Below are 25772 nucleotides of genomic sequence, written 5' to 3'. Positions count from 1 at the left end.
TCACCCTAATGCGACGACTCGGCCTGCTGCTTTTCATGGTGCCCTGGCTGTTGTTGCCGGCCCGGGCCGCCGATCGGTCAGTACGACTGGTGGATGATGAGTGGCTGAGCGGTCGATCGGGGCAGGCTGAGCTGCTGATTCTGGATGTGCGAGAGCCCCAGGCCTACCAGCAGGGACATCTCCCGGGGGCGGTCAACCTGCCCGTCAACTCGATCTTCGGCCTTGATCCTCGTTCCGACCTGATGGCGCCCACTAGCACCATCCAGCGCGTCTTCAGCACTGCCGGCATTGATGTCAGTCAGCAGCTGGTGGTCTACGATAGCGGCACCTTCATCGATGCTGCTCGCCTGATCTGGATTCTGGAGGTGCATGGACATGCTCGGGTGGCCCTGAAGAATGGAGGCTATGAGTCCTGGCTTGCGAACGGGAAGGCGATCAGCTTCGAGGCAAGTCAGCCGCAGGCGCGTCGTTTCATCCCTACCGCCGATCCACAACGGATTGCCAGTAAACTCTCGACCCGGCTGGCGATCGACAACCCAGAGGTCGTGCTGATCGATGCGCGCACGCCGGAAGAGTTCGCCGGCGAGGTGAGTGGGGCAAAGCGCTTTGGCCACATTCCCACAGCGATCAACATCCCCTGGGATGCCAACTATGAGCGGGTGGATGGTCAGCCGAAACTCAAACCTCTCAGCGAGCTGCGGGCGCTCTACGCCGGCATTGGCCAGAACAAGCGGATCATCACCTACTGCAACAGGGGCAAACAGTCGGCGCTGACCTATTTTGTGCTGCGCCAGCTGGGTTATGCGGCCGCCGCCTATGGTGGTTCCTGGTTCGAATGGAGTAATGACCCGGCCCTGCCGATCGAACGGGATGGGGATGGCGCGCACTAGCCAGTCGCTACCTGCCGGGAGGGGGCGACATCGGTTGTCACGCCTACCGATCCGTCAGAAGCTGACCCTGGTAATTCTACTGGCGGTGCTTCTCACGCTGCATATTGGTGGCCTGTTTGTCATCTACTGGGATATCGCCGCACTGCGTCGTGCCGCCCAGGAGAGTGCTCTGGTACTGGCCCAGTCGATGAGCCAGAGCTTCGCCAAGATCCTGATGCTCGACTCCACCGATGCGGCGGTGGATACAGTCACCGCACTGCAGGCCTTCACCGAGGTGCGTCAGGCGGTGCTGTTTGACCGGCAGGGTAAGGCGGTATTCCAGTATCAACGCCCCGACAGTCTGGAGCTGGCGCCGCCCGCCTCGCCACAGGGGGAGCAGATTGCCTTTGAGCAGGGTGATATCCGGCTCTTCACCCGAGTGCAATTTCAGGGACTGGCGCTGGGTACGCTCTACCTCTGCCTCTCTACCGAATCGCTGGATCAGTGGGTGGAACGCCAGCTGCAGGGGTTTGCCATGCTGACCCCGGTGCTGCTGTTGATTGCGGCGGGGTTGGCGTTTCTGATGCAGGGCATCTTCTCCCGGCCATTGCTGCATCTGGCCGCGTTGATGGACGAGATGAGCCAGGTGGGCAATCTCGATCTGCGCGCCAGCACCGACGAGCGGAATGAGTTTGGCCAACTCTACGCGGGTTTCAACCGGTTGCTCGATGAGATCCAGGCCTCGCAGAGGGCGTTGCAGGAGCAGAAGTTTGCGCTCGACCAGTCGGCGATCGTTTCCGCCACTGATGTCACCGGCCGGATCATCTATGTGAATCAGCGTTTCTGCGACGTCTCTCACTACTCCTCCGATGAGCTGATCGGCGCCAAGCACAATATCGTCAAGTCGGATGAACATCCTCCGGAGCTGTTCCGTGAGATGTGGCGCACCATCGCCGCCGGTCGGGTCTGGCACGGGGTGCTAAAGAACCGCAACAAACTGGGTGGCTACTACTGGGTTGACACCACCATCGTCCCTTTCCTGAATGACAGGGGAAAACCCTATCAATATCTCTCGGTGCATTTCGATATGAGCGCCGAGAAAGAGGCGGAGCAGGCTCTGCTGCAGGCGCGGGAGAACCTGGAGGCGCGGGTCAGCGAGCGCACCCGTGAGTTGGAGACGTCCCGCGACCAGCTGATTCACGCTGAGAAGATGGCCGCGCTGGGTAGCCTGGTGGCAGGGGTGGCCCATGAGATCAACACCCCGGTGGGGATCGGCGTGACCGCCGCCAGCCATCTGCAGGAGGCGCTCCGCGGGCTGCAGCAACGCTACGCCGAGCAACAGATGACGCGCCGTGAGTTGGAGTCGTTTCTTGAGATGACCGAGGAGAGCTGCCGTATCCTGGTGAGCAATCTGCAGCGAGCGGCCCAGCAGGTGCGTAGTTTTCGTCAGGTGGCGAGTGATCAGAGCCAAGAGGCGCGCCGTGAATTCGAACTCTGCAGCTATCTGCAGGAGGTGCTGTTGAGCCTGCGGCCGCGGCTGAAAAAGAGCGGCCACGCTGCCACGCTCGACTGTGCCGCGGAGATCACCCTCGACAGCTATCCCGGCGCCCTCTCCCAGGTGATCACCAATCTGATTACCAACTCACTTGAACACGCTTTCACTGAGGGTGAACATGGGCATCTGCAGATCAGCGCCGAGCAATCTGGGGAGCGGCTGCTGATCGACTACCGCGATGATGGGCGGGGCATCAGCGAGGCCGATTTGACTCGGCTCTACGAGCCCTTCTTCACCACCGCCCGCGGCCGAGGCAACACCGGCCTGGGGATGCACATTGTCCACAATCTGGTGATCGGCCCGCTGGGGGGGAGCATCGAGTGCCAGAGCAGTCTGGGCAAGGGGGTACGCTTCCACCTGGAGATTCCGCTCGAGGCCCCGGCCGCCTGAAACGGATCATGCAAGCCCTCAGCACTCATCCTCACGTCGTGCAGTGACTGCTATCCCCTCCCCCATCAGTGTGATTTCCAGCGTGATCGGCCGGCAGCAAACGGAGCAGTCTTCGACATAATTTTGCTGAAGGATGCTGGGGTCGATCAGGATGGTGATGAATTCCCCGCAATAGGGGCAGAAGATGGTCTGAGCGTCGAGTAGGGAGATGGTGAATGCCTCGGGTGATCAGTCGTTGGCCTGCTTGCCGGCATCGAAGGCGGCACGCAGCGCTGCATGGATATTCGGGTGCTGTGCCAGATCATCGATCGCCAGATGCTCCTTGGCGATCTTGTGCAGTTCATCCAACTCTGGTTGTTGCTGCCAGAGTTGGATGAACTTTTGCAGATCAAAGTGGCCATCGCTCAGGCATTCGATGGCCAGTCCACGTGGTGTGCTGAACTCGATTGGAGTTGCCTCCATCACCTCATAGAGGTAGGAGTAGGTATCGATCTGGTTGAGCCTGGCGAGTAGCCGATGCAGATCAGGTGATTCATCGCCGGACTCCATCAGCTGATCGAGATCGATGGTGGCGGTCGGAGAGTGGGTCTCTCCCCGAAAACCGAAGACAATGCGGGCGTCGATGGTGTTGTGCACGGCTGGGCCTCAAAGTGGAATCTAAATCTAGGAGAGGAACTATAAAAAGTTGCTGGTGGGGAGTACAGCAGAGATCAGTCTTCTATTTTGAAATTGGCCTGGGCGAAGCGCAGCAGAAATGGCGACAGATAGGCACTGCTGGCTGCTGAGTAGTCGCGCTCGGCACGATAGATGGTCAGCAGACGGGCCACATAGGGGCTTGCTGTGTGGCTGAACAGGAGTGCCGAGACCTTGGCCTGCTTGTATGCATGGCCGCGTAGATCGGTGCGGCCGACCAGATAGAGCTGGTGGCAGGCTGCCTGTTTGATGATCGCGGCAACCGCATGGCTTGGCAGTAGCAGGTAGAGACGCCCTTGCGCGTCGATCAACTCTGCGGCAATCGCGAGCAGTTGTTGATAGGGAAGCTGGTCAGTATGACGAGCCGTAGCGCGGAGTGGATCAGCGGTGCGGGTGTGATCGGTAAAAAATGGCGGGTTGCTGATGATCAGGTCGTAACGCGTCGGATTGCCTGCGGCAAACTCTCGGATATCCTGATGCACTGCCTGCAGCCGTCCGGCCCAAGGGCTGTTGCGGAAGTTATCTCGGCATTCGTCGAATGCCTCCTTCGTCAGCTCAACCCCGGTTACCGATCCAGCACCCAGCTGCGCCAGCATCAGTGACAAAAGCCCGGTGCCGGCGCCGATGTCGAGCACCCGGTCATCTTTTTGGACCGGCGCCATCGCGCCAAACAGGGTGGCATCGGTGCAGACCTTCATGGCGGAGTGCGCCTGAGCGACAGAAAACTGCTGGAATTGGAAGGTCGACATGATGGGTAACCGGACGACCGCAGCGGGTCGTCCGGGGGGGAGGGGCTGGTTAGCCGAGCAGCTCTGCCATGCGTTTGCCCATCTCCGCTGGTGAGCGCACCACATGGGCGCCGGCGGCCTCTAGAGCCTCGAATTTGGCGTTTGCGGTGCCCTTGCCGCCGGAGATGATCGCCCCGGCATGGCCCATGCGTTTGCCAGGCGGTGCGGTGACGCCGGCGATATAGGCCACCACCGGCTTGGAGACGTGCGCCTTGATGTACTCCGCGGCCTCCTCCTCGGCGGAGCCGCCGATCTCACCGACCATGATGATGCCCTCGGTCTGCTCGTCTTTTTCGAACAGTTCCAGACAGTCGATGAAGCTGGTGCCATTGATCGGATCGCCGCCCAGGCCGACACAGGTGCTCTGCCCCAGGCCCGCCTTCGTAGTCTGCCCCACTGCCTCATAGGTCAGGGTGCCGGAGCGCGACATCACGCCGACCTTGCCGGGCTTGTGGATCACCCCGGGCATGATCCCGATCTTGCACTCACCGGGAGTGATGATGCCGGGGCAGTTGGGGCCGATTAGGCGCGCGCCGGTGGACTTCAGCGCCTCTTTGACCCGCAGCATATCGAGCACCGGGATGCCCTCGGTGATGCAGGCGATTACCTTGATGCCGGCGTCCGCCGCTTCGAGAATTGCATCGGCGGCAAACGGTGGTGGCACATAGATCATGGTGGCATCGGCGCCGGTCTCGTTCACCGCATCATGCACGGTGTTGAAGACCGGCAGCTCCAGGTGGCTCTGGCCGCCCTTGCCGGGAGTCACACCGCCCACCAGGTTGGTGCCGTAGGCGATCGCCTGATCGGAGTGGAAGGTGCCCTGCTTGCCGGTAAAACCCTGGCAAATGACCTTGGTGTCTTTGTTGACGAGTATGCTCATTTTTTTGTCCTATTCTCCGTAGGAGCGCCGCTCGCGATGCGAATATCCGGACCGGTGCGCGTCACAAGCAGCGCTCCTACGAATATCAAATCATGCAGCTGCAGCGACAGCCTTCTTGGCGGCTTCGGTGAAGTCGGCGGCGGTGATGAAGTCGAGTCCGCTCTCCTCCAGCATCTTCAACCCCTGTTCGGCGTTGGTACCCTCCAAGCGGACCACCACCGGCACCGCAATACCAACATTCTTGGCTGCGGTGATCACCCCTTCGGCGATCAGGTCACAGCGCACGATGCCGCCGAAGATGTTGACCAGCACGGTCTTCACCTTGGCGTCGGAGAGGATCAGCTTGAACGCCTCGGTGACCCGCTCAGCGGTGGCGCCACCGCCCACGTCGAGGAAGTTGGCCGGGTCGCCGCCGTGCAGCTTGACCATGTCCATGGTCGCCATCGCCAGGCCGGCGCCGTTGACCATGCAGCCGATGCTGCCGTCGAGGGTGATGTAGTTGAGGTCATGCTGGGCGGCGGCGGCCTCTTTCTCATCCTCCTGGCTCGGGTCGCGCAGCGCGACGAGATCCTGGTGGCGGTAGAGCGCGTTGCTGTCGATGTTGATCTTGGCGTCGAGGGCCATCAGCTGGCCGTCGCCGGTGACGATCAGTGGGTTGATCTCGATCAGGCTTACGTCCTTCGCCATATAGAGTCGGTAGAGCCCCATCATGATGCGGCCGAACTGCTTGATCTGATCACCCTCCAGCCCCAGACCGAAGGCGAGCTTGCGGCACTGGTAGGGTTGCAGGCCGGCGGCCGGATCGACCACTGTGGTGAGGATTTTCTCCGGGGTCTCGGCGGCCACCTCCTCGATGTTCATGCCACCGGCAGCCGAGGCCATGAAGGTGACGCGGGAGCAGGCACGATCCAGCAGTGCCCCCAGGTAGAGCTCGCGGGCGATGTCGCTGCCCTGCTCCACCAGCACCAGGTTGACCGGCAGCCCTTCAGGACCGGTCTGCTTGGTCACCAGAGTCATGCCAAGGATCGCCTCAGCCGCCGCCTCGACCTCATCGAGACTCTTTGCCAGCGTCACCCCGCCGGCCTTGCCGCGACCGCCGGTGTGGGCCTGGGCTTTGACCACCCAGATCTCACCACCTAGCTCCTGGGCCGCCGCACGGGCATCGCTCGGGCTGGAGACCGTCTTACCCTCCGGGACCGGGATGCCGTAGTCGGCAAACAGCTTTTTTGCTTGGTATTCGTGTAGATTCATCTGCTTTCCTTTCTCGTAAAGGTCAGTGGCGCGGACAAGCCGCTCGTCCGCACCTCGCTATCTATAGCCGGCCAGGTGCATCAGGCGATCCTGCAACTGTTGCGCGATCTGCGTCTGTGCGCTGTCGCGGGTGGCGTTGAGCTGTTGTTCATAGTCCGCCTTCAGGGCAGCGAGCTCGGCCTGATGTTGTGTTGCGACCCGTTCTTCGGCCTCTGCCTCGACCCGCGCGGTGAACGGGGTGACGATGCCAGCTAACTCCTGTAGGGTGCGCCAGATATGCAGCCGGTCAGCGGCCATCTGCGCCAGTTCAGGATCGACCCGCAACACCATAGCATCCCCTTTGCCCTGAGTGACCGAGAGGATCGGTGTCTTCTTCTGTCGCGCCGCTGGCTCGAGTTCGAGCCAGTCGAGCAACGTGGTGGGGGCAGGATCGTTATCCGCCAGCGCTCGGAAGCGGCTGGCAAAGCGTTGCTCGGTGAGAGCCCAGTGGGCCGGGGTGAGCGGCTGGCCATCATCGCTGTTGTGTAGCAGCGCACTGCGGGCCGGATTGCCCTGCAGATCGAGGCGGCTGCCGAATACGCCTTCGCCACGAGGATCGTAGCTGAACAAGGGGAAACTGCGGCTGCGCACCGCCAGTCGCGCCTGCTCCAGGGTGCGATCGCTGGCAAAGCCGTGGCGCAGCGGGCTTGGAGCGTGCAGACGCATCAGTGCCGGGCCGCTGAAGTCGAGCGCGCTGCGCAGACTGCGATGCAGATGCGAGGGATCGGCGATGCTGCACTGGGCGACGAAGGCGCTGCGCTGGGCGAGTGCCATCAGGCCGAGATTGGTGCGGGCGTCGTGACTGGCCGCAAGTGGCTTGCCCTGCTGCTCGATCTGATCGAGCCCGCCGTCGAGCTCCGCCAGCAGGATCACCTTGATCGGCAGGCCGGAGTTGAGCTGGCTGGCGATCTGCGAGAACTCCTCGCCGCCAAGCGCCTCCTCGCTGCCGATCAAAAGCAGCGGCGGACAGAGCGCGCGCTCCTCCGCGCTCAGGTTGTCCCATGTGAGCTGCTGTGGCGCGATTGGGTTGCGTCCCGCCTCGCCCAGCTCCTGTTTGGCCTGATGCACTAGGCGCAGGGTCTGCAGGGCCGTCGCCAGCTGCCCCTGCAGCAGCCCCATGGCGAGTTCGCTGGTGGCGCCCGGCAGGCCGAGGCTGACCGGCACCTGGAACGGGTTGAGCGGAAAAGTAGCCGCCCATTCGCTGATGCTGCCGGGGGCAAGGGCGATGCCGTAACGGGCGCGGCCCAGCCCCTGTGGGCCCTGCACCAGCTGCCAGTGGTGTTGGCTGAGTTTTTGCGCCAGCCGGGTCAGCCGGGCCAGGCGCACTGCATCCACGCCGCTGCTCTCGAGCTGGTCGTTGGTGTGGTCGATCAGCTCTGAGATCTCGACACTGCGGCTCTGCAGCTGCTCGAGTCGCTTGGAGAGGGCGTCGAGATCCGCGCTAGGTAGCGCATCTACCAGGGTCTCGCGGATCAGTCCGCTGATCCGGCTCTGCAGCTGTTCCAGTTCACCGGCAAAGCGATGCAGCAGCGGCTGCATACGAAACTCGGTGGTACCGAGGATCTGCCGCAGCGCGATCTTCTCTCCCGAGCCCGCCTCGGCGGTATCGCCGCTGGCCAGCGCCAACAGTGCATAGCGGGAGAGTTGCTGCGCGCCCATCGGGCCGGGTTCGGCCTCACCGGCAACACGCTCGATGGTTTCAGAGGGGGTGTCGGGGAGCTGCTCCCAGGCCTGCCACTGCTGTTGTGCGCTGGCGAGCCGTTGCTGGTCCTGGGGCTGCGGGGTGAGCGCCTGGGGCTCGCACACTGCGATGCAGAGGCCGCAGGCCTTGCAGGCCTCGGGATTGATAGTAAGGGTGAGCAGCTCGCCGCCATCCTTTTTCAGCTTTTCGCCCTGGTGAAACAGCGTCTCGGTGATTGCCAGGGGCAGGCAGCCGAGAGCCGCTTCGACTCGTGCAAGGGCGCTTTCTGCCGCCTCGCGGCGCTCCTCCGCCAGCGGCGCCTTCTGCTGTAGCCAGTCGAAGGCCTCGTGGATCAGCTGCTGCGCACTATCGCCGCTGAACTCGCCCTTGCGGCCGCGGGCACTGATGCGGGCGCCGAGTTTGGAGGCCATCGGCCGCAGCGCATCTGCGCCGCTGATGCCAATGCCGGCGTTGATCAGCGCGGTGGGGCTGATGGCGGTGCTGCCGATGGCGCTGTCTGGGCAGTTGCTCCAGCAGTCGCCACAGGCGGTGCAGGCGGCTGGGTCAAATACCGGCAGCAGGGTGCGGCTGCCGCTATGGTCGTTAAAGGTGGCGGAGAGCGGCGGGATCACACCGCTGGCGAGATAGGGGTCGGGGGTCAGCTGCGCCTGCTCGCCCTGCCGGTAGAGGATGCCGGCCTGGTCCCAGAAACGTGGCAGACTGTCGTAGCGGTCACCGCTGGCCTGCAGGTGACGCACCGCTGCCGGCAGATGGGACGGCTCAGCCGGCGGCTGCTGGCCGGTAGGTGCGGGCAGTGCTGTGTGTCTCACCGACTCCAGTCCGGCGTTGAAGGCCCGCAGCAGTGAGTCGGCACGCTCGGCAGTCTCGGTTTTGAGCTGCTGTTCATGACTGCTGAGGAATTTACGGGTCGAAATTGCGCTCAGCAGTCCCTCTGCCAGGGTGGCGCAGAGGGCACCGAGGGCCAACTCGCCGCGCTGTTCGGGCTTGAGCCATTTGGGGGCCGGGTAGAGAAACAGTTGCGGGTCGCGGCTGCGGATCTGCCGCTGCAGCCTTGCCGGCAGTCGCGTCAGGGTGTTGCTCTCATCATCGCCGGCCTGTAGCAGCAGTATGCCGCCCTTGCGCAGGCGCTGCAGCGCCGGGATCTGCTCGGTGGCGCCATGCAGCTCCACCAGCAGCAGGTCGAGCGGGGCCTCGTCGCCGGGATCAGTGGGGCTGCTTTGACTGAAGCAGAAGCTGTCCTGAGCCCGCTCACCCCAGCGTGGGGTGTGCTCGCCAAGACGGCTGCGGATATAGCCACCGGCGATGCTGTGGATCAGCGTAGCAGCCTCTGCCAGTAGGCTGGCACTGCTGTCGGCGGGGCGGTCGACAGCCAGGGTCAGCAGGGCCGGGTCGCTGCTGGCCGGTTCCTTCTGCCTGGCGCGCAGACCGAGGGATTCGATCTCCGGGTAGTCGCGGCGCAGACTGTCGAGCAGTACCTGGCGCTTCGGCTGGTGGGCGTTGCTCTGGGTAAAGTCGATGCCAAGGTAGCGCTTGCTGCTGCTCTCACGATGCGCGATCTGCAGCAGCTCGGTCAGGTCAGCGCTACGCAGCGGAAAGCCGCCACAACCGTAGATTACCGACTCAAGACGTGGTGCAGCGCCACTGAACTCGCCGCGCTCCTGGCCTCTGCCAAGAATCTGCCGCAGCTCCCGCAACAGCGGCGGATCGCCTGCCAGCGGGGTCTCGGCCCGCTCCATCACGATCAGGCGCTTTTTCCCTTGCAGCAGCTTGAGCAGGTGCGTCTCCGGCAGCGGGCGCAGACTTTTTAGCGCCAGCAGGCCAGTGGCCTTGCGCTCGCGTTTGTTGAGCTGACGGTGTGCCTGTAGCGCCGGCTCGAGGGTGCTGCCGAGCAGGATGATTAGCTGGTCGGCTTGTTCGGCCTGCTGGCTGAACAGGGCGCTATAGTTACGACCGGTCTCGGCGTTAAAGGCATTGAAGGCCTGTTCGAGGCTATCTGACAGTTCGCCCTGCAGAAAGGTGGCGTTGGCGGCACGGCTCAATCCCTGGGCGCGTCCATCTCTGTGCGCTGACTGCAGGCTCGGTCGGTCGAGGTTGTGCCAGCTTGGTACGGGCGGGCGTTGTTCTCCGAACAGTAGCCGCTCGGCGGCGCTCTGGCTCTGCAGGTCCTTTTCGGTCTCGCCGATGTAGCGCTGGATCAGCGCCGGCGAGAGCAGCTGCACATCCTGCAGCGCATTGGCGGTCTCGCCGCTGTCGATGGCGATGATGGCGGGGGTCAGGCTGGCCTCTGCGACTCGGCGGGCGATCAGGGCAAAGTCCACCGCCTCCTGCACATTGCCGGCGACCAGCAGTAGGCAGCCGCTGTCGGCGAGCTGCTGCAGCGCCTGGTGGCTGCTGCCGGATTTGTCGATGTCGCGGTTGCGCGCGTGGATCACCAGTGGCAGACGTTGTTCGACGGCGCGCTGCAGCAGGTCGAGGGCGCCGCTAAGCTCGCCGCTGTCGAGAAACAGGGTGGCGCGGCGTCCTGCGCTGGCGAGCCCGATGGCGCTGGCCAGCGCGCCGCGGGCGCTGGAGGCGCTGTGGCTGCTGAGATGTTCGCCAAATACGTTATGCAGCTGACGGCTCTCTTCAGAGAGCCAGGCGAGATTGGCGTGATCGGTACCGTGGCGGTTACTGATCGCAGCGTTTTCGGCGATACAGGCCTCGGTGATGGCGATGGCGCTGGCGCCATCCAGCAGGGTATGGATGCCGCTGTCCTGCGGCATCAGCCCGGCGGGGGTGCCAAACAGCTTGCGGTAGAGTTTGATGGCGGTGTTAGTGAAGGCGGGCATATCGTTTTTCACTTTCGGCTTGGGCGCTCTGCTGTTCGATGAACTGGCCATCCTCCAGCCATTGGATGGCGGCGGTGGGGCAGCGGCGGGTGGCGAGGTCGGTCATCGGCGCGCCCGATTTCAGGTCGATCAGCGGCAGATTGTCGCTCATGGTGATGAGGCCGGGGGCGGCGTCTGCGGCACATTTGCCGCAGGCGTCGCAGCCCACTGAGCAGAGCACGGTGACCGCCTCGCCTTCGAGGGGGTTGTTGCACTGCACGTAGAGTTTCTGCGTTAGCGGCAGCAGTTCAAACAGGTCTTTGGGGCAGGCCTCGACGCAGTCGCCGCAGGCGGTGCACTTCTCGACGTCTACCTGGGGCAGGCCGTTGGCGTTCATATGGATCGCGTCGAAGTCGCAGGCGACCTTGCAGTCAGCCAGTCCGAGGCAGCCCCAAGAACAGCCTTTGCCACCGCCGGAGACGGTGGCGGCGGCGCGGCAGCCCTCGAAGCCGGCATATTCGGCGATCTGGAAGGCCTGAGCCTTGCCGCCGGCGCAGCGTAGCCGGGCGACTTGCTTGTCGGCTTGGCCGGCGTCGACGTCGAGAAAATCGGCAATCGCGTCGATGGTGGCTTCGTCGGCGACGGTGCAGCCGCTGGGTTGGGCCTTGCCGGCCACCAGGGCCTCGGCAAACGGCAGACAGCCGGGTTCGCCACAGGCGCCGCAGTTGGTGCCGGGCAACAGCTCATCGGTGGTGGCGATACGCGGATCCTCCTCCACCTTGAGGAATCTATAGGCGACCGCGAGGATGATGCCGAAGAATAGCCCGATGCCGGTCATGATGCCGGCAGAGGAGACGAAACTGCTGAGCAGCTCAGACATACCGGACCTCTGCTTCTACCTGGAGCTGGTGGCTCATGCTGGCTGCAATGCGTTGTTCCTTGCCGTCAGCAGTGCTGTCACCAGCGCCGTCAACATAGCCGTGATTTGTCGTGTCTCGGAGATCCATTGATCACCTATCGATGGTTCGATGTGCTCGATCTTTTGGCCAGTCTCGATCTGCCGGAGCAGCTCTCTGCAGGCCTTGCGGGCCGAAACCAGATGGTCGGCGCAGTCGTTGAAGGCAGTGCGCGCACGTCCCTCAGCGATGCTGGAGGCGATAGCATGACCGATCTGGGTTATCTGGTCCCAGAAGTCGAAGTCCTGGCAGTCGATCAGCTCTAGGTAGATGTCAGTACTGAGTTGCGTGGCGCGGATCCAGACCTCTGCACACTCGAACTCGACTGCCACCTGCTTATGCATCTTCTCTGCCTCGATTCCCTGTTGCTCTCTCAACAAGAGCCATACAATCTCGCGCTATCTCTGACTTGATACCTGTTTCAGCCTGCCGCTCAGTTGTACGCTGCCGCCCGTTCGATCAGCTCATCTAGCCCGGGCTCAGCGTCGTTGAGTGGTTTGCCCGGGTGGATGCAGTCGGAGGGGCAGATCTCTGCCGCTTCCACCATCTGGGCGAAGGTGCCGGCGCTGGCGTCAGCAATGTAGGCCTGGTTGCTATCGTTGTAGACGAACACCAGTGGGTTGATCGCCAGGCAGTCGTTACAGCTGGTGCAGAGTGGGCTGTCGATCCAGGGGTCTTCGTAACCGCCGATCTCCTCCTCTGTCTCCGCCTCGTCTGGCGCCTCCGCCTCAGCCGTCGGCTCGCTGACATCCGCTGCAGCCGGGCTGGGTTGTACCGGGGTAGTGGCTGCAATGCGCGGTGTGGCGCCCGTGAGATCCATGCCCATCAGTACCTCGGTGAGGCGCCCCATCACCTCGCTGGCGGCCTCGGCACGTACGCTGTTGATCTCAGCTTCGTGGGCGGCCAGCAATTCGGCGCGCTCGGCATCGGCGGCGGCCTGGATCTCGGCGCGTGCCTTGGCGATGCCGATCTCGATATATTTGCTACCGATGCCGGCCATCTCCTGCAGGCTGTGCCAGTAGTTGAGGCGGTCGCGGCAGGCGTGGACCAGGGTCAGGCTGACCGCCAGCTGACGCAATTCGCCGTTGGCGTTGATCGCCCAGACATAAGGGATGTAGGCATCGGTCTGCTGCTGTGGCAGCGCGAGGTAGTCGGCAATCGGCAGTAGATTGTCCGACTCGCAGACCAATGGCACCGGCGTGAAGTGGCGATGCAGGCGCGGGATTAGCAGTGCATAGTCGGCAAAGGTGAAGGCGCTCTGTGTCTTGATGACCTCGCCGTCGTTGTCGATGTAATTGAACTCGTGCAGCGGCCAGTCGCGATCGGGTTGGGGGTTGCCGCTGAAATCGACCCGCTCGGCGAAGCTGTCACCTTGCGCCGGGTTGAGCTGGAAGAAGGGGTGGACCCGGCCCTCCAGGGCGGCGCCGGCTACCAGCCAGGCGTTCAGCCCGACCCCCTGCCCCAGCGGACGCATGCCGATGTTGATCAGATGCAGGCTGGTGCGAGTCGCATTGAAAGCGGTGGTGAACTGTTGCAGGAGGTGTTCATGGCGCGCTGCAGAAGTCTGCCCGACCACCGCCTGGCGGTGGGCGATGCCCAGATAGCCGAGTTCGGTACGGAAGTGGGCGAAGGGGTCTTCTTCGGTGTCGCGGCCGGGATTGGCGTGGGCCAGCACCCGTACCATGATCTGCACCGGCCGGCCGGAGTTGAGCAGCCGTGAGAACTGTGGCATCGCTTGGTTGGCGACGCGCAAAGCGGTCTCCAGGGCGATCACCGCCGGCACCAGTAGCAGCTCGTGCTGGGAGAAGGCCTCCCAGTTGAAACTGGCGAACCAGGGATCGTGGATCGAGGCGTCGTAGAGATCGTCGATCTCGAGCTGGGCGATCCGCGCGGCGGCAAATACTTTGGCGAGGCGTGCTGCCTCTTGGTCGAATAGATCTTGGGCGGTGGTGCATGGGTCGTCGGAGACCACCGACTCGAAACCTTCGATGTCACTGAAGATGGTGCTATCCAGGTCTTTCAGGTGGACAAAACGCACCAGGGTGGGTTCCTGGCGGTACTCCTTGAGGATCTCGAGGGCGGTCTGCACGCGCTCTCGGCGCTCTGCGGACATGCCGACCGAACCCTGCGAGTGGTCCATTACCTGGGAGAGTGCGTTGACATCGAAGAGCTCAGCACTGCCGCCAACACTCTCTTTCAGGTGCTCCGGTTTACGCCCTGAATCGGATTTCTCCTTCTCGATATTGAGCAGCCGGCCGAGTCCGAGGATCTGTTCCTGAAGCTGTTCCTGAAACTGCGCCTGACGTGGGATCACCTGATGGCGGATCACATGGATCAGCAGGTGGATGGCCGGGTGGCGACCATAGGCGAGCAGTTGTCCCCCATCCGGGATCGCCTCCAGCAGCTTTTCCAGGTCGTCACTGAGGCGGGCGCTGCTGTCGCTGTCGAGACCGAGTTGCTGCACCATCTGTTCGCCGAGCTGTTGTAACAGCGGGCGGGCAGGCACTGGGGCTTCATCGTCCTTGGTGGCCTGGCGCAGCGCCTGCTCAATGCGCGGCAGGTTGTCTTTAAGGATGCGGGCATTGTCTGCGCCGGGAGCAACTGATTCGAGCGTTTCGCTGAGAAATTGGCTAAGGGGCTTAGCCAGCTCGGCAGCCTCAGCTGCCTGCCCGTCTTCAGCTACAGGGTAGAGAAACAGGGGGTAGTCGTAGCGCAGACGGGAGGCATCCCGGTAGGGGGCCAGCAGCGCGGGGAGATAATCGTCGCCAAAGGGCTCCAGCTGCTCTTGCACTCCCGGGTTGCCGAGATGAAAGTGGCGCAGAGTGTAGAGGATATCCTTGCTCGCCTCGGCATCTTTGATGGCGGGCGGTTGTGCCGGCAGGGCAGAGCCTGCGCTGCCGGCGGTGGGTGCATTGGGTTCTGCGTTCATAGCGCGCTGCCTTGCCCTGGAACGGTTTTGTTATTAGATGGAGAAGGCGTCGATAGCCTTGTCAATGGCCGCCAGCTTCTCTTCGTTGGTCTTCTCCAGGCCCTGGGCCGAGAGATCTTCGTAGACCACCGCGTCTGGATTGCGGTAGAGCAGGCCGAGCGGGATGCGCGTGGTGTCGTGGGCCAGCGCCATGGCGCCGAGCCAGTCGGCCGGGTCGTGCTCCTGTGTCTCTTTGAAGACGCGCAACACCGAATCGTCCATCGGGATGCCGTTCTCGTGGGTCAGCACCAGCATCTGCTCCGGGTTCTCCTGCATCGGTTTGCAGAACTCATCGGAGAAGACCGGGCAGCGCTGCAAGATGCGCACGAAGCTGGTGCCGCGATGCTGGTGGGCCGCCTTGATCGTCTCGTAGAGCATCGGCGGGTTCCAGTCGGGTACCTGGGCAACAAAGGAGACGTTGCTGATGCTCAGGGTGGTGGTCAACGGATTCAGCGGCGGCAGCAGTGCGCCTCTGGGGTGGGTGTTGGTCTTCATCCCAGTGGGAGTGGTGGGAGAGGTCTGCTTCTTGGTCAGACCGTAGATGCCGTTATCGAAGATCAGCACTACCATGTCCATGTTGAGACGCATGGCGTGGATCCAGGGGCCGGCGCCGATGGAGAAGCAGTCGCCGTCGCCGGTGGCGACCCAGACGTCGAGGTCGGGGCGGCGTGACTTGACGCCATTGGCTATCGGCAGGGCACGGCCGTGCAGGCCGTGGAAGCCGTAGGTGCCGACATAGTGGGGCATGCGGCTGGAGCAGCCGATGCCGGAGACGAAGACGCTCTTCTCCGGCGGCATCTGCGCATCGCGCAGCACCCGGTGGGTGGCGTTGAGTACTGCAAAGTCGCCACAACCGGGGCACCAGCGGGCCTCACCGCCGGCGTAGTCGCCGAGGGTGAAGTAGCGTTCAAAGACTTCGAGAGACCAGTCTGCTTTCAATCCAAACATGCTGACTCCTCCTTAGTTGTTCAGGTCAGCGAGCTTGCCGCTGATCACGTTGTAGAGCATGCCGGGCTGCAGCGGGTGACCATACACCACCGACCAGCAGTCGATGTCGACCAGGGTCTGGGCGCGCAGGATGATGGCAAGCTGGGCCAGCCGGCGATTCTCTTCGGTGATGAGCGGGTGGCTGAGATCGTCGCTGTAGTTGATCTCGATGGTCATCACCTTCTTGTAGTTGCTGAAGATCTCCTTCAGATGCGGCTCCATCGGCGAGAGGAAGCGCAGGTGCAGCTGGGAGACGCTCTTGCCCTCGGCGCGATGCAGGTCGACCGCTTCCTGCACGGCGCCCATGGTGGAGCCCCAGGAGACGATCAGCAGGTCGCCTTGCTCGTCGCCGTGCACCTCGGGCTTCTTCAGGGTCTTCTGCAGCGCGGCCAGTTTGCGGCTGCGCATGTGCATGCTGGTCTGGTGGGTATCAGAGTCGTAGGCCACCTTGGAGCGGCTGGTATGTGACAGGCCGGTCAGGACGTACATGCCGTTGCGCTGGCCTGGGATTGGGCGCTGCGACAGGCCAGTCTCCTCATCCCAGTCGTAGGCGGGCACGTTGGGGTCCCAAGGCGACTGGTCGATCGGCGCTGCCAGCCACTCCTCCTGCAGTTCGGGGCGGTTCCAGGGCTGCACGCCGGTGGCCAGGTTGGCGTCGGTGAGCATGATCACCGGGCCGCGAAAGGTCTCCGCCAGTTTGCGCGCCATGATCACGAAGTGGAAACACTCCTCGATGGTGGCGGGGGCGATGATGATCTTCGGTGCGTCGCCGGGCATGCCGTAGAGGGAGGAGAGCAGATCCGCCTGCTCCACCTTGGTCGGCAGACCGGTGGAGGGACCGCCGCGCTGCACGTTGATGATCACCAGCGGGATCTCCGACATTACCGCCAGGCCAATCATCTCGGTCTTCAGCGCCATGCCGGGGCCGGAGGTGATGGTGCAGGCGGTCTTACCAGCGTAGGAGGCGCCGATAGCGAAACCGATGGCGGCGATCTCATCCTCTGCCTGGTGCACGAAACCGCCGACTTGGTCGTAGATGGCGGCGATATAGTGAGAGGCGGAGGTGGCTGGGGTGATCGGATACATGGATACCATGTCCATGCCAGAGGCCATCACGCCGAGACCGATCGCCTGGTTGCCGTTGCAGACCAGCACCTTCTCTTCGCCGGTGAGCGCCTTGGGCTCAATCTCCCAACTGTAGGGGATATTGTTGCGGGCATATTCATAACCGGAGTTGAACAGGTCGATGTTTGGCTTGATCACCTTCTCGCCTTTATGGGCGAAGGTGGCGGCTATCTCGCTGCGGGCCAGGTCGGCATCCCGGCTGTAGATCTCACAGATCATGCCGAGCACGAACATATTCTTGCCCTTGCGCGCATTGGCGACGATCTTCAGGCACTCCTCCTCCATCGGTATCTCATGGACGATGAAGCCGTGTTCGGAGAGCTCCTTGATCGCGGTGTTGTACTGCTCCTGGATCTTCTCTTGCGGGTCGCTCTTCCACTTGTTCTCCAGCAACACGATGGAGCCCCTCTTGTAGGCGCCATTGGCGATACGCGAGTAGAGCACCTGCTCGTTGAAGGCGACCACGAGATCGGCCTCGTTACCCATGTTGGTGACGCGCTCGGAGCCGATCCGAACGCGAATACCGGAGGCGCCGGCTGGTGAGCGGGCCGGGGGCTGGATCTCGGCGGGGATGATCTCTACGGTCCAGACCCCATTGCCCATCTTGCCGCTAACAGAACCGAGGGTCTGCCCGCATTTCTGGGCGCCCTCGCCGGAGTCTGAGACGATCTCAACGATATGTTCGTCGATCTTTGTGGCGGTTTTATTGCCTTCGAATTCGTCCATTTGGACGACGCTCTGGCCGCCATCAGCATGCTGAGTCATAAGCCACCCTGAATTTTCGGTTTTGGCTGGGAGTGAGGCCTGGCCCCGATCCCGCCGCATAAGCGCTTAACTGTTTCTGTCCAGCGGGCCAGTCCGGCCTCTCAGCCTTAGGATCTGGCATGGTCCACGGGGATGGTAAACAAATGCGCCACATCGGCGGGTGTGGACAGCCGTCCGGCTCGGGGCGGTTGCCAGGAGCACGGCCTTCTGGAGCTGGATTGTATAAATTTTGAGCCGGGAAATATGGCAAACAATCACCCGCCCGGTCAAATATTTTTTTATTGCCTAATGATTGTTTTATGCATGTTTGTGTATTTTGCTGGCATAAGCCCACAAATTGCGTGGATGTTCGACGAATATAATGAAGTGGTAAAATTTCTGGGCAAGACGCATGGAATCTATGTTAGCGGGGCTCGATCGCCTGCATATACTCATCCCGAAAGTGGTAGAGGGAGCTTTCGAGTACCTTGACTGCGCCATCAAGCAGGTGGCAGCGCCCGGCTCCCGGCAATACCTTGCAGAGGTCGTAGAGGGACTCCAGGTCGGCCTGGCTGCCCTGCCCGGTGTCGATCTTGCTCAGCAGCAGTGAGATGTAGTAGGTACCGGTCTTACAGGGCGGGCACTGGCCGCAGGAAGAGTCGGCAAAAAAGTTGACGTACTCGGTGACCCGCTTGACGATGCCGGTGCCCTCGGAGACCACGATCATCGCGCCGGTGCCGAGCGCCGAGCGGCGCGCCGTCACCGATTCGAAGTCGAGCGGTACGTCGAGGTCCTTGGGTGTGAGGATGGTGTTGGAAGGGCCGCCGGTGAAGACTGCCTTCAGTTCCTTGCCCACCAGCATGCCGCCGCCATGCTCGAAGATTAGCTGCTCTAGCGGTGTGCCCATGGGCAATTCGTAGGCGCCGGGTCTGAGTACGTCACCGCTGAGGCAGTAGATTTTGGTCCCGGTGGCCGCGCCGATCCCCAGTGCCTGAAACCAGTCGGCGCCGTGGCGCATGATGTGAGGCACATTGGCCAGGGTCTCGGTGTTGTTGACCAGGGTCGGGTAGCCATGCACCCCGGACTCGGCGGGAAACGGCGGTTTGCCGCGCGGAAACGGGAAGTTGCCCTCCACCGATTCGATCGCTGCGGTCTCCTCGCCGCCAATGTAGTGGCCGGAGCTCTCCATTACGCTCAGCTCGATCGGCTTGCCCATCTGTTTCGCCAGCGAGAAGTAGAGCTCGGAGTCTTCCCACTGGGCCACTGCCTTGCGCATCTGTTCGAGGGAGTCGTGCTGCTCCGGGTTGATGTAGAAGATGATGCGGTTGATGCCGCAGGCGAGCGCACAGATGCAGGCCCCTTCGATTACCTGATGCGGGGTCTCGCTGAGCAGGATACGGTCCTTGAAGGTGCCGGGTTCGTCTTCGTTGCCGTTGACGATCAGGTATTTGTCGGTGGCATCCTGCTGGGCGGCGAGAAAGCGCCACTTCTTGTGGGTCGGGTAGCCGCTGCCGCCGAGGCCGCGCAGGCCAGCCTGTTCGATCTGCGCAATCAGCTTGTCCGGTGTCTCCAGCAGTGCTATCTGCAGCCCTTCACCACCACCAGCGGTGTGCCAGGCGTCAAAGTCGGCGCCAACCCGGATCGATTCGTGCAGCAGCACTTGATTGGATCGAGCCATGATCTACCTCTGTTTGTGGCGCCGCAGGCCGTCGTAGTCAGCGTCGGCGTCGAATTTGGCGTACTCGGGGAACAGCAGTGGCCCCTTATGATCCATCGGCATGGCTGCGGTCATCAGCTCGCGGCGCAGGCTGCTGAGGTGCTCGATGGAGATCTTGGTGTGGGGCCTACCGTGGCTCTGTTCGGCGGCATGCTGGCCGGCGCGCCGACCGAAGCTGATGATGTCGAGCAGTGAGTTGCCCATCAGCCGGTTTTTGCCGTGGATGCCGCCGCAGACCTCGCCGATGCAGTAGAGCCCGGAGGTGCTGGAGGCGCCGTTTTTGTCGATTACCACGCCGCCGTTTTGGTAGTGCAGGGTGGGGTAGATCAGCAGCGGGGTGTGGGTCGGGTCAACTCCGCTCTTCTGTCCCAGCTGCAGTAGTTTGGGGAAACGCTGCTGCAGGATGCCGGGCTTGCGCAGCTCCAGTCCCGGGGTGTCGAGCCAGATGCCGACGGTCTTTTCGTCGACCTGGATGCCGCGGCCCTCCCGGCACTCGCGGATGATCGCGGCGGCGACATGATCGCGGGGCGCCAGCTCTTCAACAAAACGTTCGCCGGCGGCGTTGAGCAGGTAGGCCTCGGAGGAGCGCACGCCTTCGGTGATCAGGGTGCCGGCGAGGTGCTGTGGAAAGGCGAGCCCTGACGGGTGGTACTGGAACGAGTCGAGGTCACGCAGCTTCGCGCCGAGGCGGTAGGCGAGCACCAGGCCGTCGCCGGTGGCGCCGAAGTGGTTGGAGGTGGGAAAGCCGTTAAGGTGCATACGGCCGATACCGCCGCTGGCGAGGATCACCGCCTTTGCTTTCACCAGGGTGTAGCGGCAGTTCTTCAGGGAGGAGAGCACCGCGCCAGCACACTCGCCATGTTCGTTGGAGAGCAGCTCCACCGCCGGGTTGTAGTCTCTTACCTCGACTGGGCTGTTGCTGACCGCCTCGCGTAGTACCCGCATCATCTCCAGGCCGGTGTAGTCGCGATAGTAGACCACCCGTGGCGCCGAGGTGCCGCCGGCGCGGCGGGTCAGCAGCTCGCCGTACTTGTCCAGGTCGAACTGCATGCCCTGTTGGATCAGCCAGCGGATCACTTCCGGGCCGTCCAGCACCATCTGCGCCGCCAGCTCGCGGTCGACATAGTGGTGGCCACCCTTGAGGGTGTCATCGAAGTGCATTTGCGGGGTATCGCCCTTCTCCACCGAGGCCTGGATGCCGCCTTCCGCCATCACCGTGTTGCTGTCGCCGAGGCGCAGCTTGGTCGCCAGTGTCACTTTGGCGCCGCTGCGTGAGGCCTCAAGTGCAGCGGCACAGCCAGCGCCGCCACCGCCGATCACCAGTACATCGGTCTCGCAGATGTTGGCACCGGCCAGATCGGCCTCGTCGATACGCGCATCCGACTGCAGCATCTGGGCCAGCTGATGGTGGCATGTGTTGCCCTTGTTGGGGCCGACCTGCAGTTTGACCATCGAGCCTTCGGTGTGGTCTGGGTGGAACTCACGCAGCAGATCCTGGGTTGGGGTCTTGTCTGTCGACGGGTCGCGGAATTTGAGTGGTGTGTAGCGCTTGAGCGCTTCGCTGTAGGGGATGCCGTTGGCCATGTTGTTTCCGGAGCTGGGGCTCAGTAGGTAACCTGCAGGTCGCCCTTGCGCAGTTTTTCCAGTCGGTTGATCAGGTTCGAGGGGCGGATGTGGAAGTAGGCGGTGACGCGGCGCGAGAATAGCCCGACATGGTTGGGGGAGATGTGTTCTGGGCAGGCGGTCAGGCAGAGGTTACACATCACGCACTCGACGAACAGCTCACCGGCCTCGCGGAAGCGCCCCTTGGAGGCCAGTTCGACGCCCCGTTCCACCTCGATGCCCTTGGGGCAGGACTGGTTGCAGCCACTGCAGTGACGACAGGCTTCGGCCTCAGGGAAGATCTGGTGGAACCTGGCCTGCACCTCCCAGGAGTTCTTGATGTCGTCGAGTTGGTAGGCGTGGTGGGTCGGGGTCGGGAAGACCAGGAAGTTGACCTGCATGCCCTCCTCCACCAACAGCTGGCAGCCTAGCTCCATCTTCACCTCGGGGCTGTCGGCGCGGCGCACCATCACCCGGCAGGAGCCGCACACCCCCTCCAGGCAGCCAACGCTTTTGACGCGTGGGTAGCCGGCATACCAGAGGGCCTGGATCACCGAGTGGTCCTCTGGAGCGGAGATCTCCTTGCCATTGATGCTGAGGCTGACCAGCTTGTCGCTCGATTGGTTCATAGTGGCTTCTTTACAGTCCGGTGCGCTCGACGCTCGCCTTGACCGCCTCCAGGGTGGTCTCGAACATCTGCTGCTCCTCGGCGGTGAGCTTGAACTCCACCACCTTTTCGACGCCGCCGCTGCCGATCACGCAGGGCACGCCCATGAAGTAACCGTCGACGCCATATTCGCCGCGACATAGCACGGCGGAGGCGATCACTCGCTTTTTATCCTTCAGGTAGGACTCGGCCATCTCGATGGCGGCGGCGGCGGAGCTGTAGAAGGCGCTGCCGTTGCCAAGTAGGCCGACGATCTCGGTGCCGGCGTTGCGGGTGCGCTCGACGATGCGCTGGATCGTCTCCTGATCCAGCAATTCGGTGAGCGGGATGCCACCGACGCTGGCGGTGCGGGTGACCGGGATCATGGTGGGGCCATGGCCCCCCATCACTAGGCAGGAGACATCCTTCACCGAGAGGCCGGTCTCCATCGCGATGTAGGTGCGGAAGCGGGCGGTGTCGAGTGCACCGGCCATGCCGATGATGCGCTCCGCGGGCAGACCGGAGAGCTTGTGGAAGGCGTAGACGATGGAGTCGAGCGGGTTGGTGGTGAGGATCACGAAGGCGTCCGGGGCATGCTGCTTGACTGCCGTGGCGACCTTTTTGGTGACGCTCAGGTTGATATCAAGCAGGTCGTCGCGCGACATGCCCGGTTTACGTGGCACGCCGGCGGTGACGATGATCACGTCGGCACCGGCGATCGCTGCCATTTCGCCGCTGCCGCTCAGTTCAACATCGACGCCGTCCACCGGGCGCATGCCCATCAGATCGAGAGCCTTGCCTTTCATCGGATTTTGCAGGTGCGGTAGGTCGATAATCACGACATCACCCAGCTCCTTCTGGGTCGCTATCATCGCGAGTGTGCCACCGATCTGGCCGCCGCCGATCAGCGCAATCTTCTTTCTCGACATTAAAAACTTCCTCAGGATTCTTCTACTTGTGTCCGCATCTGTCGGGCATCTTTGGCCGAAAAGTGCCGAAATCATAGGGAAGTCGGTGTTTTTCGGCAGAGGGGTCGTATCGTTCAACGTTGCCCCAAGACGCGCGAACCACCAATCATAACCCAACCGGGTTGGGGGGTAAAAAATGCTGCCTGCTGCTATGACCGTCTGCCGTGCTGATCGTGGCTATTATTGGAGAGCGGGTTTGTGAAGCAAGGAATAACAATGAACAAAATTACTATTGTGGGTGCGGGCCGAGTCGGTGAGACCACCGCGCAGATGTTGGCCGAGGCCGAGTTGTGCCGGGAAGTGATGCTGGTGGATATCCGCGAGGATGCGCCCCAAGGGGTGGCGCTGGATGTGTTGCAGACCTCGAGTTTCTTCCGTTTCGATACCCGGGTCTCCGGCTCCAACGACCCGGCGGCGATGGCTGGTTCGGATCTGATCGTGGTAACTGCCGGGGTGCCGCGTAAGCCAGGCATGTCGCGTTCCGATGTATTGGAGGTGAATCTGGGTGTGATCGACGGCATTGTCGACAATGCTCTGCAGTATGCGCCGCAGGCGATGATGCTGGTGGTGAGCAACCCGGTGGATGTGCTGACCTTCCGCGCCTGGCAGCGCAGTGGTTGGGCGCGCGGGCGGGTGTTCGGTCAGGCCGGGGTGCTGGATGCCTCGCGTATGGCCAGTTTCATCGAGATGGAGACCGGCTTTTCCTCCCGCGACGTGACCACCATTGTGCTAGGTGGCCATGGTGATTCGATGGTGCCCCTGCCCCGTTTCTGCACCATCAACGGTATTCCCATCGAGCACTTCATCAGTCGCGAGAAGATCGATGTGATCATCGAACGGACCCGTAACGGCGGGGCGGAGATCCTCTCGCTGCGCAAGAACAGCAGTGCCTACGATGCCCCTGCCGCAGCCATCACCTCGATGATTGATGCGATCGCCAACAATCGCCGGCGCATCATGCCGACGGTGGCGATTCTGCAGGGGGAATATGGCGCTGAAAAAATCGCGATGGGGGTGCCCTGTGTGCTCTCCGAGGTGGGGGTCGAGTTGGTGGTCGATCTGGGCCTGACTGCGGAAGAGATGGCGCTGTTCGAGGCCTCGGCGGCGGCGGTGCGGGCGGATATCGCCAGGTTGTAGTGGCTTGGCAAGGAAACTATTTCCTGGGAGATGAATGATGACAGAGAAATATTTTTTACTGCAGGATGAAGCGGCAGGGGAATCGATCAGGTTGTCGGTGAGGGAGTCGGTGCAGGGGCCGCCGGCAATCGATGTTTCCAGGCTCTATCGGGATAGCGGGATCTTTACCTACGATCCGGGCTTTATGTCCACAGCCAGCTGTGAGAGCCGCATCACCTATATAAATGGTGAGGCAGGGGTGTTGGAGTATCGCGGTTATCCGATTGAGCAACTGGCGGCTCAGGCTGACTTCATCGAGGTGGCCTATCTCCTGCTCTACGGCGAGTTGCCAAATGCAGAGCAGCTGCAGCGTTTTGATCACCTGATCACCTACCACACGATGCTCAACGAGACACTGAAAAACTTCTTCAGCGGCTTCCACTACGATGCTCATCCGATGGCGATCATGGTGGGTGTGGTGGGTTCCCTCTCTGCCTTCTATCACGACTCCCTCGATATTGATAATCCTCGCCATCGGGAGATTTCAGCGCATCGCTTGATCGCCAAGATGCCGACGATTGCGGCGGCCAGCTACAAGCACAACATCGGTGAGCCGATCGTCTATCCCCGCAATGACCTTTCTTACTGCGGCAACCTGCTGCGCATGATGTATGCCACCCCTTGTGAAGAGTATCAGCCCGACCCGGTGGCCGAACGGGCGCTCAACCTGCTGTTCATCCTGCATGCGGACCATGAGCAGAACGCCAGCACCTCCACGGTGCGGCTGGCCGGCAGCTCTCAGGCCAACCCCTTCGCCTGTATCGCGGCTGGTATCGCCTCGCTCTGGGGGCCGGCCCATGGTGGCGCCAATGAGGCGGTGCTGAACATGCTGACGGAGATTGGTGATGTTGCCAATATCGATAAATATATCGCCAAGTCGAAGGACAAGAATGATACGTTTCGGCTAATGGGCTTTGGCCACCGGGTCTACAAAAACTATGATCCACGCGCTGGCATCCTGCGGGAGATGTGCCTGGAGGTGTTAGAGAAACTCGCCGACAGTAACAATCCGATGTTTGAGCTGGCGCTGAAGCTGGAGGAGATCGCCCTCAGTGATGAGTACTTCGTGGAGCGCAAGCTCTATCCCAATGTCGACTTCTACTCGGGCATTATCTACCGGGCGCTGGGGATCCCAAACAACATGTTCACGGTGATGTTTGCCATCGGTCGTACGGTGGGTTGGGTGGCCCACTGGATGGAGATGATGAGCGATCCGCTGCAGAAGATCGGTCGCCCGCGGCAGATCTATAAAGGTGCGCCGCGGCGTGACTATGTGCCACTCGACAAGCGCTGAGTGGAGCGGTCAGGTCGGCGCCTGACTGAGCAGTGCGCTGAGCTGATCACGGTTGATGCCTCTGATCGGCTGGTCGCCGCCGGGTTCGAGTGGTCGGCTGTAGCGACCTTTCGGGGGCAGCACGATCAGTTCAAAGGCGCTCTCACCGGCGCGAAAGCGGAAGCTGGGCATGGGTTTGGGATGGCCGTTGCCAAACCGCAGCAGATGTTCGCTATCACGCCAGGGGATGTTCAAGTCGGAGAGGGCGAAGATCACCTCTTCCGGAGTGTCGGCGAATAGCAGCAGCTGGATCGCTGAGTTGCGGTCTGCGGTGCCGGCCTGCACCGCGCCGACCAGCAGCGGCAGAAAGCGGCTGAGAGCGTGCATCGCTTCGAGGGCATCGCGTTGAAGCTGCTGCAACGCGCTGGTCTGTTGCTCACCCAGAAACAGCCGCTGCTGCTCGCGCAACGCCTCTTCGATCTCCTCCCTTCGCGGCATCTGTCGTAGGTCGTTGAGGCCGAGACGGTTTGCCGCCTTGCGGCTGGCGTAGGCGTAATCCCCAGAGCGCTGTTCAGTCAGGATGCGCGCAGCTTCGTAGGCGATGCGGCGCTGAAGTTCACGTTTGTCGGCCTTCAT

20 protein-coding genes are annotated in these 25772 nt (G+C 62.4%); 4 read left to right on the top strand and 16 right to left on the bottom strand.

The window, feature by feature from the left end; all coding sequences use genetic code 11:
- Window positions 1-8: 8 nt before the first annotated feature.
- Window positions 9-890 carry a sulfurtransferase gene (locus RIFP1SYM_RS00335; RefSeq protein ID WP_005958519.1) on the top strand — a complete coding sequence of 294 codons (882 nt, stop codon included), beginning with the start codon at window positions 9-11 and terminating at the stop codon, window positions 888-890.
- On the top strand, window positions 877-2814 hold the full coding sequence (locus RIFP1SYM_RS00330) for a sensor histidine kinase (RefSeq protein WP_240991666.1): 1938 nt from the start codon (window positions 877-879) through the stop codon (window positions 2812-2814). Before RIFP1SYM_RS00335 ends, RIFP1SYM_RS00330 begins: the two co-directional genes overlap by 14 nt.
- 18 nt (window positions 2815-2832) lie before the next feature.
- Here RIFP1SYM_RS00330 and RIFP1SYM_RS16690 read toward each other — a convergent pair whose 3' ends face one another.
- The 15 genes from RIFP1SYM_RS16690 to mdh (RIFP1SYM_RS00260) form a co-directional block, all read right to left on the bottom strand.
- On the bottom strand, window positions 2833-2949 hold the full coding sequence (locus RIFP1SYM_RS16690; RefSeq protein ID WP_420855207.1) for a zinc ribbon domain-containing protein: 117 nt from the start codon (window positions 2947-2949) through the stop codon (window positions 2833-2835).
- 93 nt (window positions 2950-3042) lie between these two features.
- Window positions 3043-3450 carry a hypothetical protein gene (locus RIFP1SYM_RS00325; protein ID WP_005958517.1) on the bottom strand — a complete coding sequence of 136 codons (408 nt, stop codon included), beginning with the start codon at window positions 3448-3450 and terminating at the stop codon, window positions 3043-3045.
- A 74-nt stretch (window positions 3451-3524) separates the two neighbouring features.
- Window positions 3525-4256 (bottom strand): tRNA1(Val) (adenine(37)-N6)-methyltransferase, encoded by a 732-nt coding sequence (locus RIFP1SYM_RS00320; protein ID WP_039959393.1) that lies wholly within the window; start codon window positions 4254-4256, stop codon window positions 3525-3527.
- Between the two features lie 49 nt (window positions 4257-4305).
- A complete protein-coding gene (gene sucD, locus RIFP1SYM_RS00315) occupies window positions 4306-5175 on the bottom strand; it encodes a succinate--CoA ligase subunit alpha (RefSeq protein WP_005958515.1) in 870 nt (289 codons plus the stop codon).
- 90 nt (window positions 5176-5265) lie between these two features.
- Complete coding sequence (sucC, locus tag RIFP1SYM_RS00310; protein ID WP_005958514.1) at window positions 5266-6426, bottom strand: ADP-forming succinate--CoA ligase subunit beta; 1161 nt, start codon at window positions 6424-6426, stop codon at window positions 5266-5268.
- Window positions 6427-6483: 57 nt separating this feature from the next.
- Window positions 6484-11007: a pyruvate ferredoxin oxidoreductase gene (locus RIFP1SYM_RS00305; RefSeq protein WP_240991974.1), complete on the bottom strand. Its 4524-nt coding sequence runs from the start codon at window positions 11005-11007 to the stop codon at window positions 6484-6486.
- Window positions 10979-11854: an RnfABCDGE type electron transport complex subunit B gene (locus tag RIFP1SYM_RS00300; protein WP_006475424.1), complete on the bottom strand. Its 876-nt coding sequence runs from the start codon at window positions 11852-11854 to the stop codon at window positions 10979-10981. The genes RIFP1SYM_RS00305 and RIFP1SYM_RS00300 overlap by 29 nt, the downstream gene beginning before the upstream one ends.
- Before the next feature lie 33 nt (window positions 11855-11887).
- On the bottom strand, window positions 11888-12274 hold the full coding sequence (locus RIFP1SYM_RS00295) for a four helix bundle protein (protein ID WP_101841466.1): 387 nt from the start codon (window positions 12272-12274) through the stop codon (window positions 11888-11890).
- Between the two features lie 89 nt (window positions 12275-12363).
- On the bottom strand, window positions 12364-14859 hold the full coding sequence (locus tag RIFP1SYM_RS00290) for a ferredoxin (RefSeq protein ID WP_005958510.1): 2496 nt from the start codon (window positions 14857-14859) through the stop codon (window positions 12364-12366).
- A 33-nt stretch (window positions 14860-14892) separates the two neighbouring features.
- A complete protein-coding gene (locus tag RIFP1SYM_RS00285; protein ID WP_005958509.1) occupies window positions 14893-15846 on the bottom strand; it encodes a thiamine pyrophosphate-dependent enzyme in 954 nt (317 codons plus the stop codon).
- Between the two features lie 12 nt (window positions 15847-15858).
- A complete protein-coding gene (locus RIFP1SYM_RS00280) occupies window positions 15859-17736 on the bottom strand; it encodes a 2-oxoacid:acceptor oxidoreductase subunit alpha (RefSeq protein WP_006475427.1) in 1878 nt (625 codons plus the stop codon).
- A 442-nt stretch (window positions 17737-18178) separates the two neighbouring features.
- Window positions 18179-19432, bottom strand: coding sequence for a complex I 51 kDa subunit family protein (locus RIFP1SYM_RS00275; RefSeq protein WP_005958507.1), 1254 nt, complete (start codon window positions 19430-19432; stop codon window positions 18179-18181).
- 3 nt (window positions 19433-19435) lie between these two features.
- Complete coding sequence (locus RIFP1SYM_RS00270; RefSeq protein ID WP_005958506.1) at window positions 19436-21055, bottom strand: FAD-dependent oxidoreductase; 1620 nt, start codon at window positions 21053-21055, stop codon at window positions 19436-19438.
- A gap of 20 nt (window positions 21056-21075) precedes the next feature.
- Window positions 21076-21702, bottom strand: a complete 627-nt coding sequence (locus tag RIFP1SYM_RS00265; protein ID WP_005958505.1) for a 2Fe-2S iron-sulfur cluster-binding protein — start codon at window positions 21700-21702, stop codon at window positions 21076-21078.
- Between the two features lie 10 nt (window positions 21703-21712).
- Window positions 21713-22648, bottom strand: a complete 936-nt coding sequence (mdh, locus tag RIFP1SYM_RS00260; RefSeq protein ID WP_006475429.1) for a malate dehydrogenase — start codon at window positions 22646-22648, stop codon at window positions 21713-21715.
- Window positions 22649-22903: 255 nt separating this feature from the next.
- On the opposite strand from mdh (RIFP1SYM_RS00260), the gene mdh (RIFP1SYM_RS00255) reads away from it, so the two are divergent.
- Together mdh (RIFP1SYM_RS00255) and RIFP1SYM_RS00250 are read left to right on the top strand one after the other, a co-directional pair.
- Entirely contained in the window at window positions 22904-23824 is a 921-nt protein-coding gene (gene mdh / locus RIFP1SYM_RS00255) for a malate dehydrogenase (protein ID WP_039959386.1), read from the top strand.
- A 37-nt stretch (window positions 23825-23861) separates the two neighbouring features.
- Window positions 23862-25157: a citrate synthase gene (locus RIFP1SYM_RS00250; protein WP_039959410.1), complete on the top strand. Its 1296-nt coding sequence runs from the start codon at window positions 23862-23864 to the stop codon at window positions 25155-25157.
- Between the two features lie 9 nt (window positions 25158-25166).
- On the opposite strand, the gene RIFP1SYM_RS00245 is transcribed toward RIFP1SYM_RS00250, so the two are convergent.
- Complete coding sequence (locus tag RIFP1SYM_RS00245; RefSeq protein ID WP_005958501.1) at window positions 25167-25772, bottom strand: hypothetical protein; 606 nt, start codon at window positions 25770-25772, stop codon at window positions 25167-25169.

The organism is endosymbiont of Riftia pachyptila (vent Ph05), assembly GCF_000224455.1.
GTDB classification, from domain to species: domain Bacteria; phylum Pseudomonadota; class Gammaproteobacteria; order Chromatiales; family Chromatiaceae; genus Endoriftia; species Endoriftia persephonae.
Note: the sequence above shows the minus strand (reverse complement) of the source record. Positions and strands in the feature narration are given on the sequence as shown.

Bases quoted from the DNA above. Each gene is read 5' to 3' on its own strand.
- mdh (WP_006475429.1), bottom strand. From the start codon at position 22,648: ATGTCGAGAAAGAAGATTGCGCTGATCGGCGGCGGCCAGATCGGTGGC.
- sucC (WP_005958514.1), bottom strand. From the start codon at position 6,426: ATGAATCTACACGAATACCAAGCAAAAAAGCTGTTTGCCGACTACGGC.
- sucD (WP_005958515.1), bottom strand. From the start codon at position 5,175: ATGAGCATACTCGTCAACAAAGACACCAAGGTCATTTGCCAGGGTTTT.
- RIFP1SYM_RS00285 (WP_005958509.1), bottom strand. From the start codon at position 15,846: ATGTTTGGATTGAAAGCAGACTGGTCTCTCGAAGTCTTTGAACGCTAC.
- RIFP1SYM_RS00265 (WP_005958505.1), bottom strand. From the start codon at position 21,702: ATGAACCAATCGAGCGACAAGCTGGTCAGCCTCAGCATCAATGGCAAG.
- RIFP1SYM_RS00280 (WP_006475427.1), bottom strand. From the start codon at position 17,736: ATGGACGAATTCGAAGGCAATAAAACCGCCACAAAGATCGACGAACAT.
- mdh (WP_039959386.1), top strand. From the start codon at position 22,904: ATGAACAAAATTACTATTGTGGGTGCGGGCCGAGTCGGTGAGACCACC.
- RIFP1SYM_RS00300 (WP_006475424.1), bottom strand. From the start codon at position 11,854: ATGTCTGAGCTGCTCAGCAGTTTCGTCTCCTCTGCCGGCATCATGACC.
- RIFP1SYM_RS00250 (WP_039959410.1), top strand. From the start codon at position 23,862: ATGACAGAGAAATATTTTTTACTGCAGGATGAAGCGGCAGGGGAATCG.
- RIFP1SYM_RS00290 (WP_005958510.1), bottom strand. From the start codon at position 14,859: ATGAACGCAGAACCCAATGCACCCACCGCCGGCAGCGCAGGCTCTGCC.
- RIFP1SYM_RS00320 (WP_039959393.1), bottom strand. From the start codon at position 4,256: ATGTCGACCTTCCAATTCCAGCAGTTTTCTGTCGCTCAGGCGCACTCC.
- RIFP1SYM_RS00295 (WP_101841466.1), bottom strand. From the start codon at position 12,274: ATGCATAAGCAGGTGGCAGTCGAGTTCGAGTGTGCAGAGGTCTGGATC.
- RIFP1SYM_RS00330 (WP_240991666.1), top strand. From the start codon at position 877: ATGGCGCGCACTAGCCAGTCGCTACCTGCCGGGAGGGGGCGACATCGG.
- RIFP1SYM_RS00275 (WP_005958507.1), bottom strand. From the start codon at position 19,432: ATGGCTCGATCCAATCAAGTGCTGCTGCACGAATCGATCCGGGTTGGC.
- RIFP1SYM_RS00245 (WP_005958501.1), bottom strand. From the start codon at position 25,772: ATGAAGGCCGACAAACGTGAACTTCAGCGCCGCATCGCCTACGAAGCT.
- RIFP1SYM_RS00335 (WP_005958519.1), top strand. From the start codon at position 9: ATGCGACGACTCGGCCTGCTGCTTTTCATGGTGCCCTGGCTGTTGTTG.
- RIFP1SYM_RS00270 (WP_005958506.1), bottom strand. From the start codon at position 21,055: ATGGCCAACGGCATCCCCTACAGCGAAGCGCTCAAGCGCTACACACCA.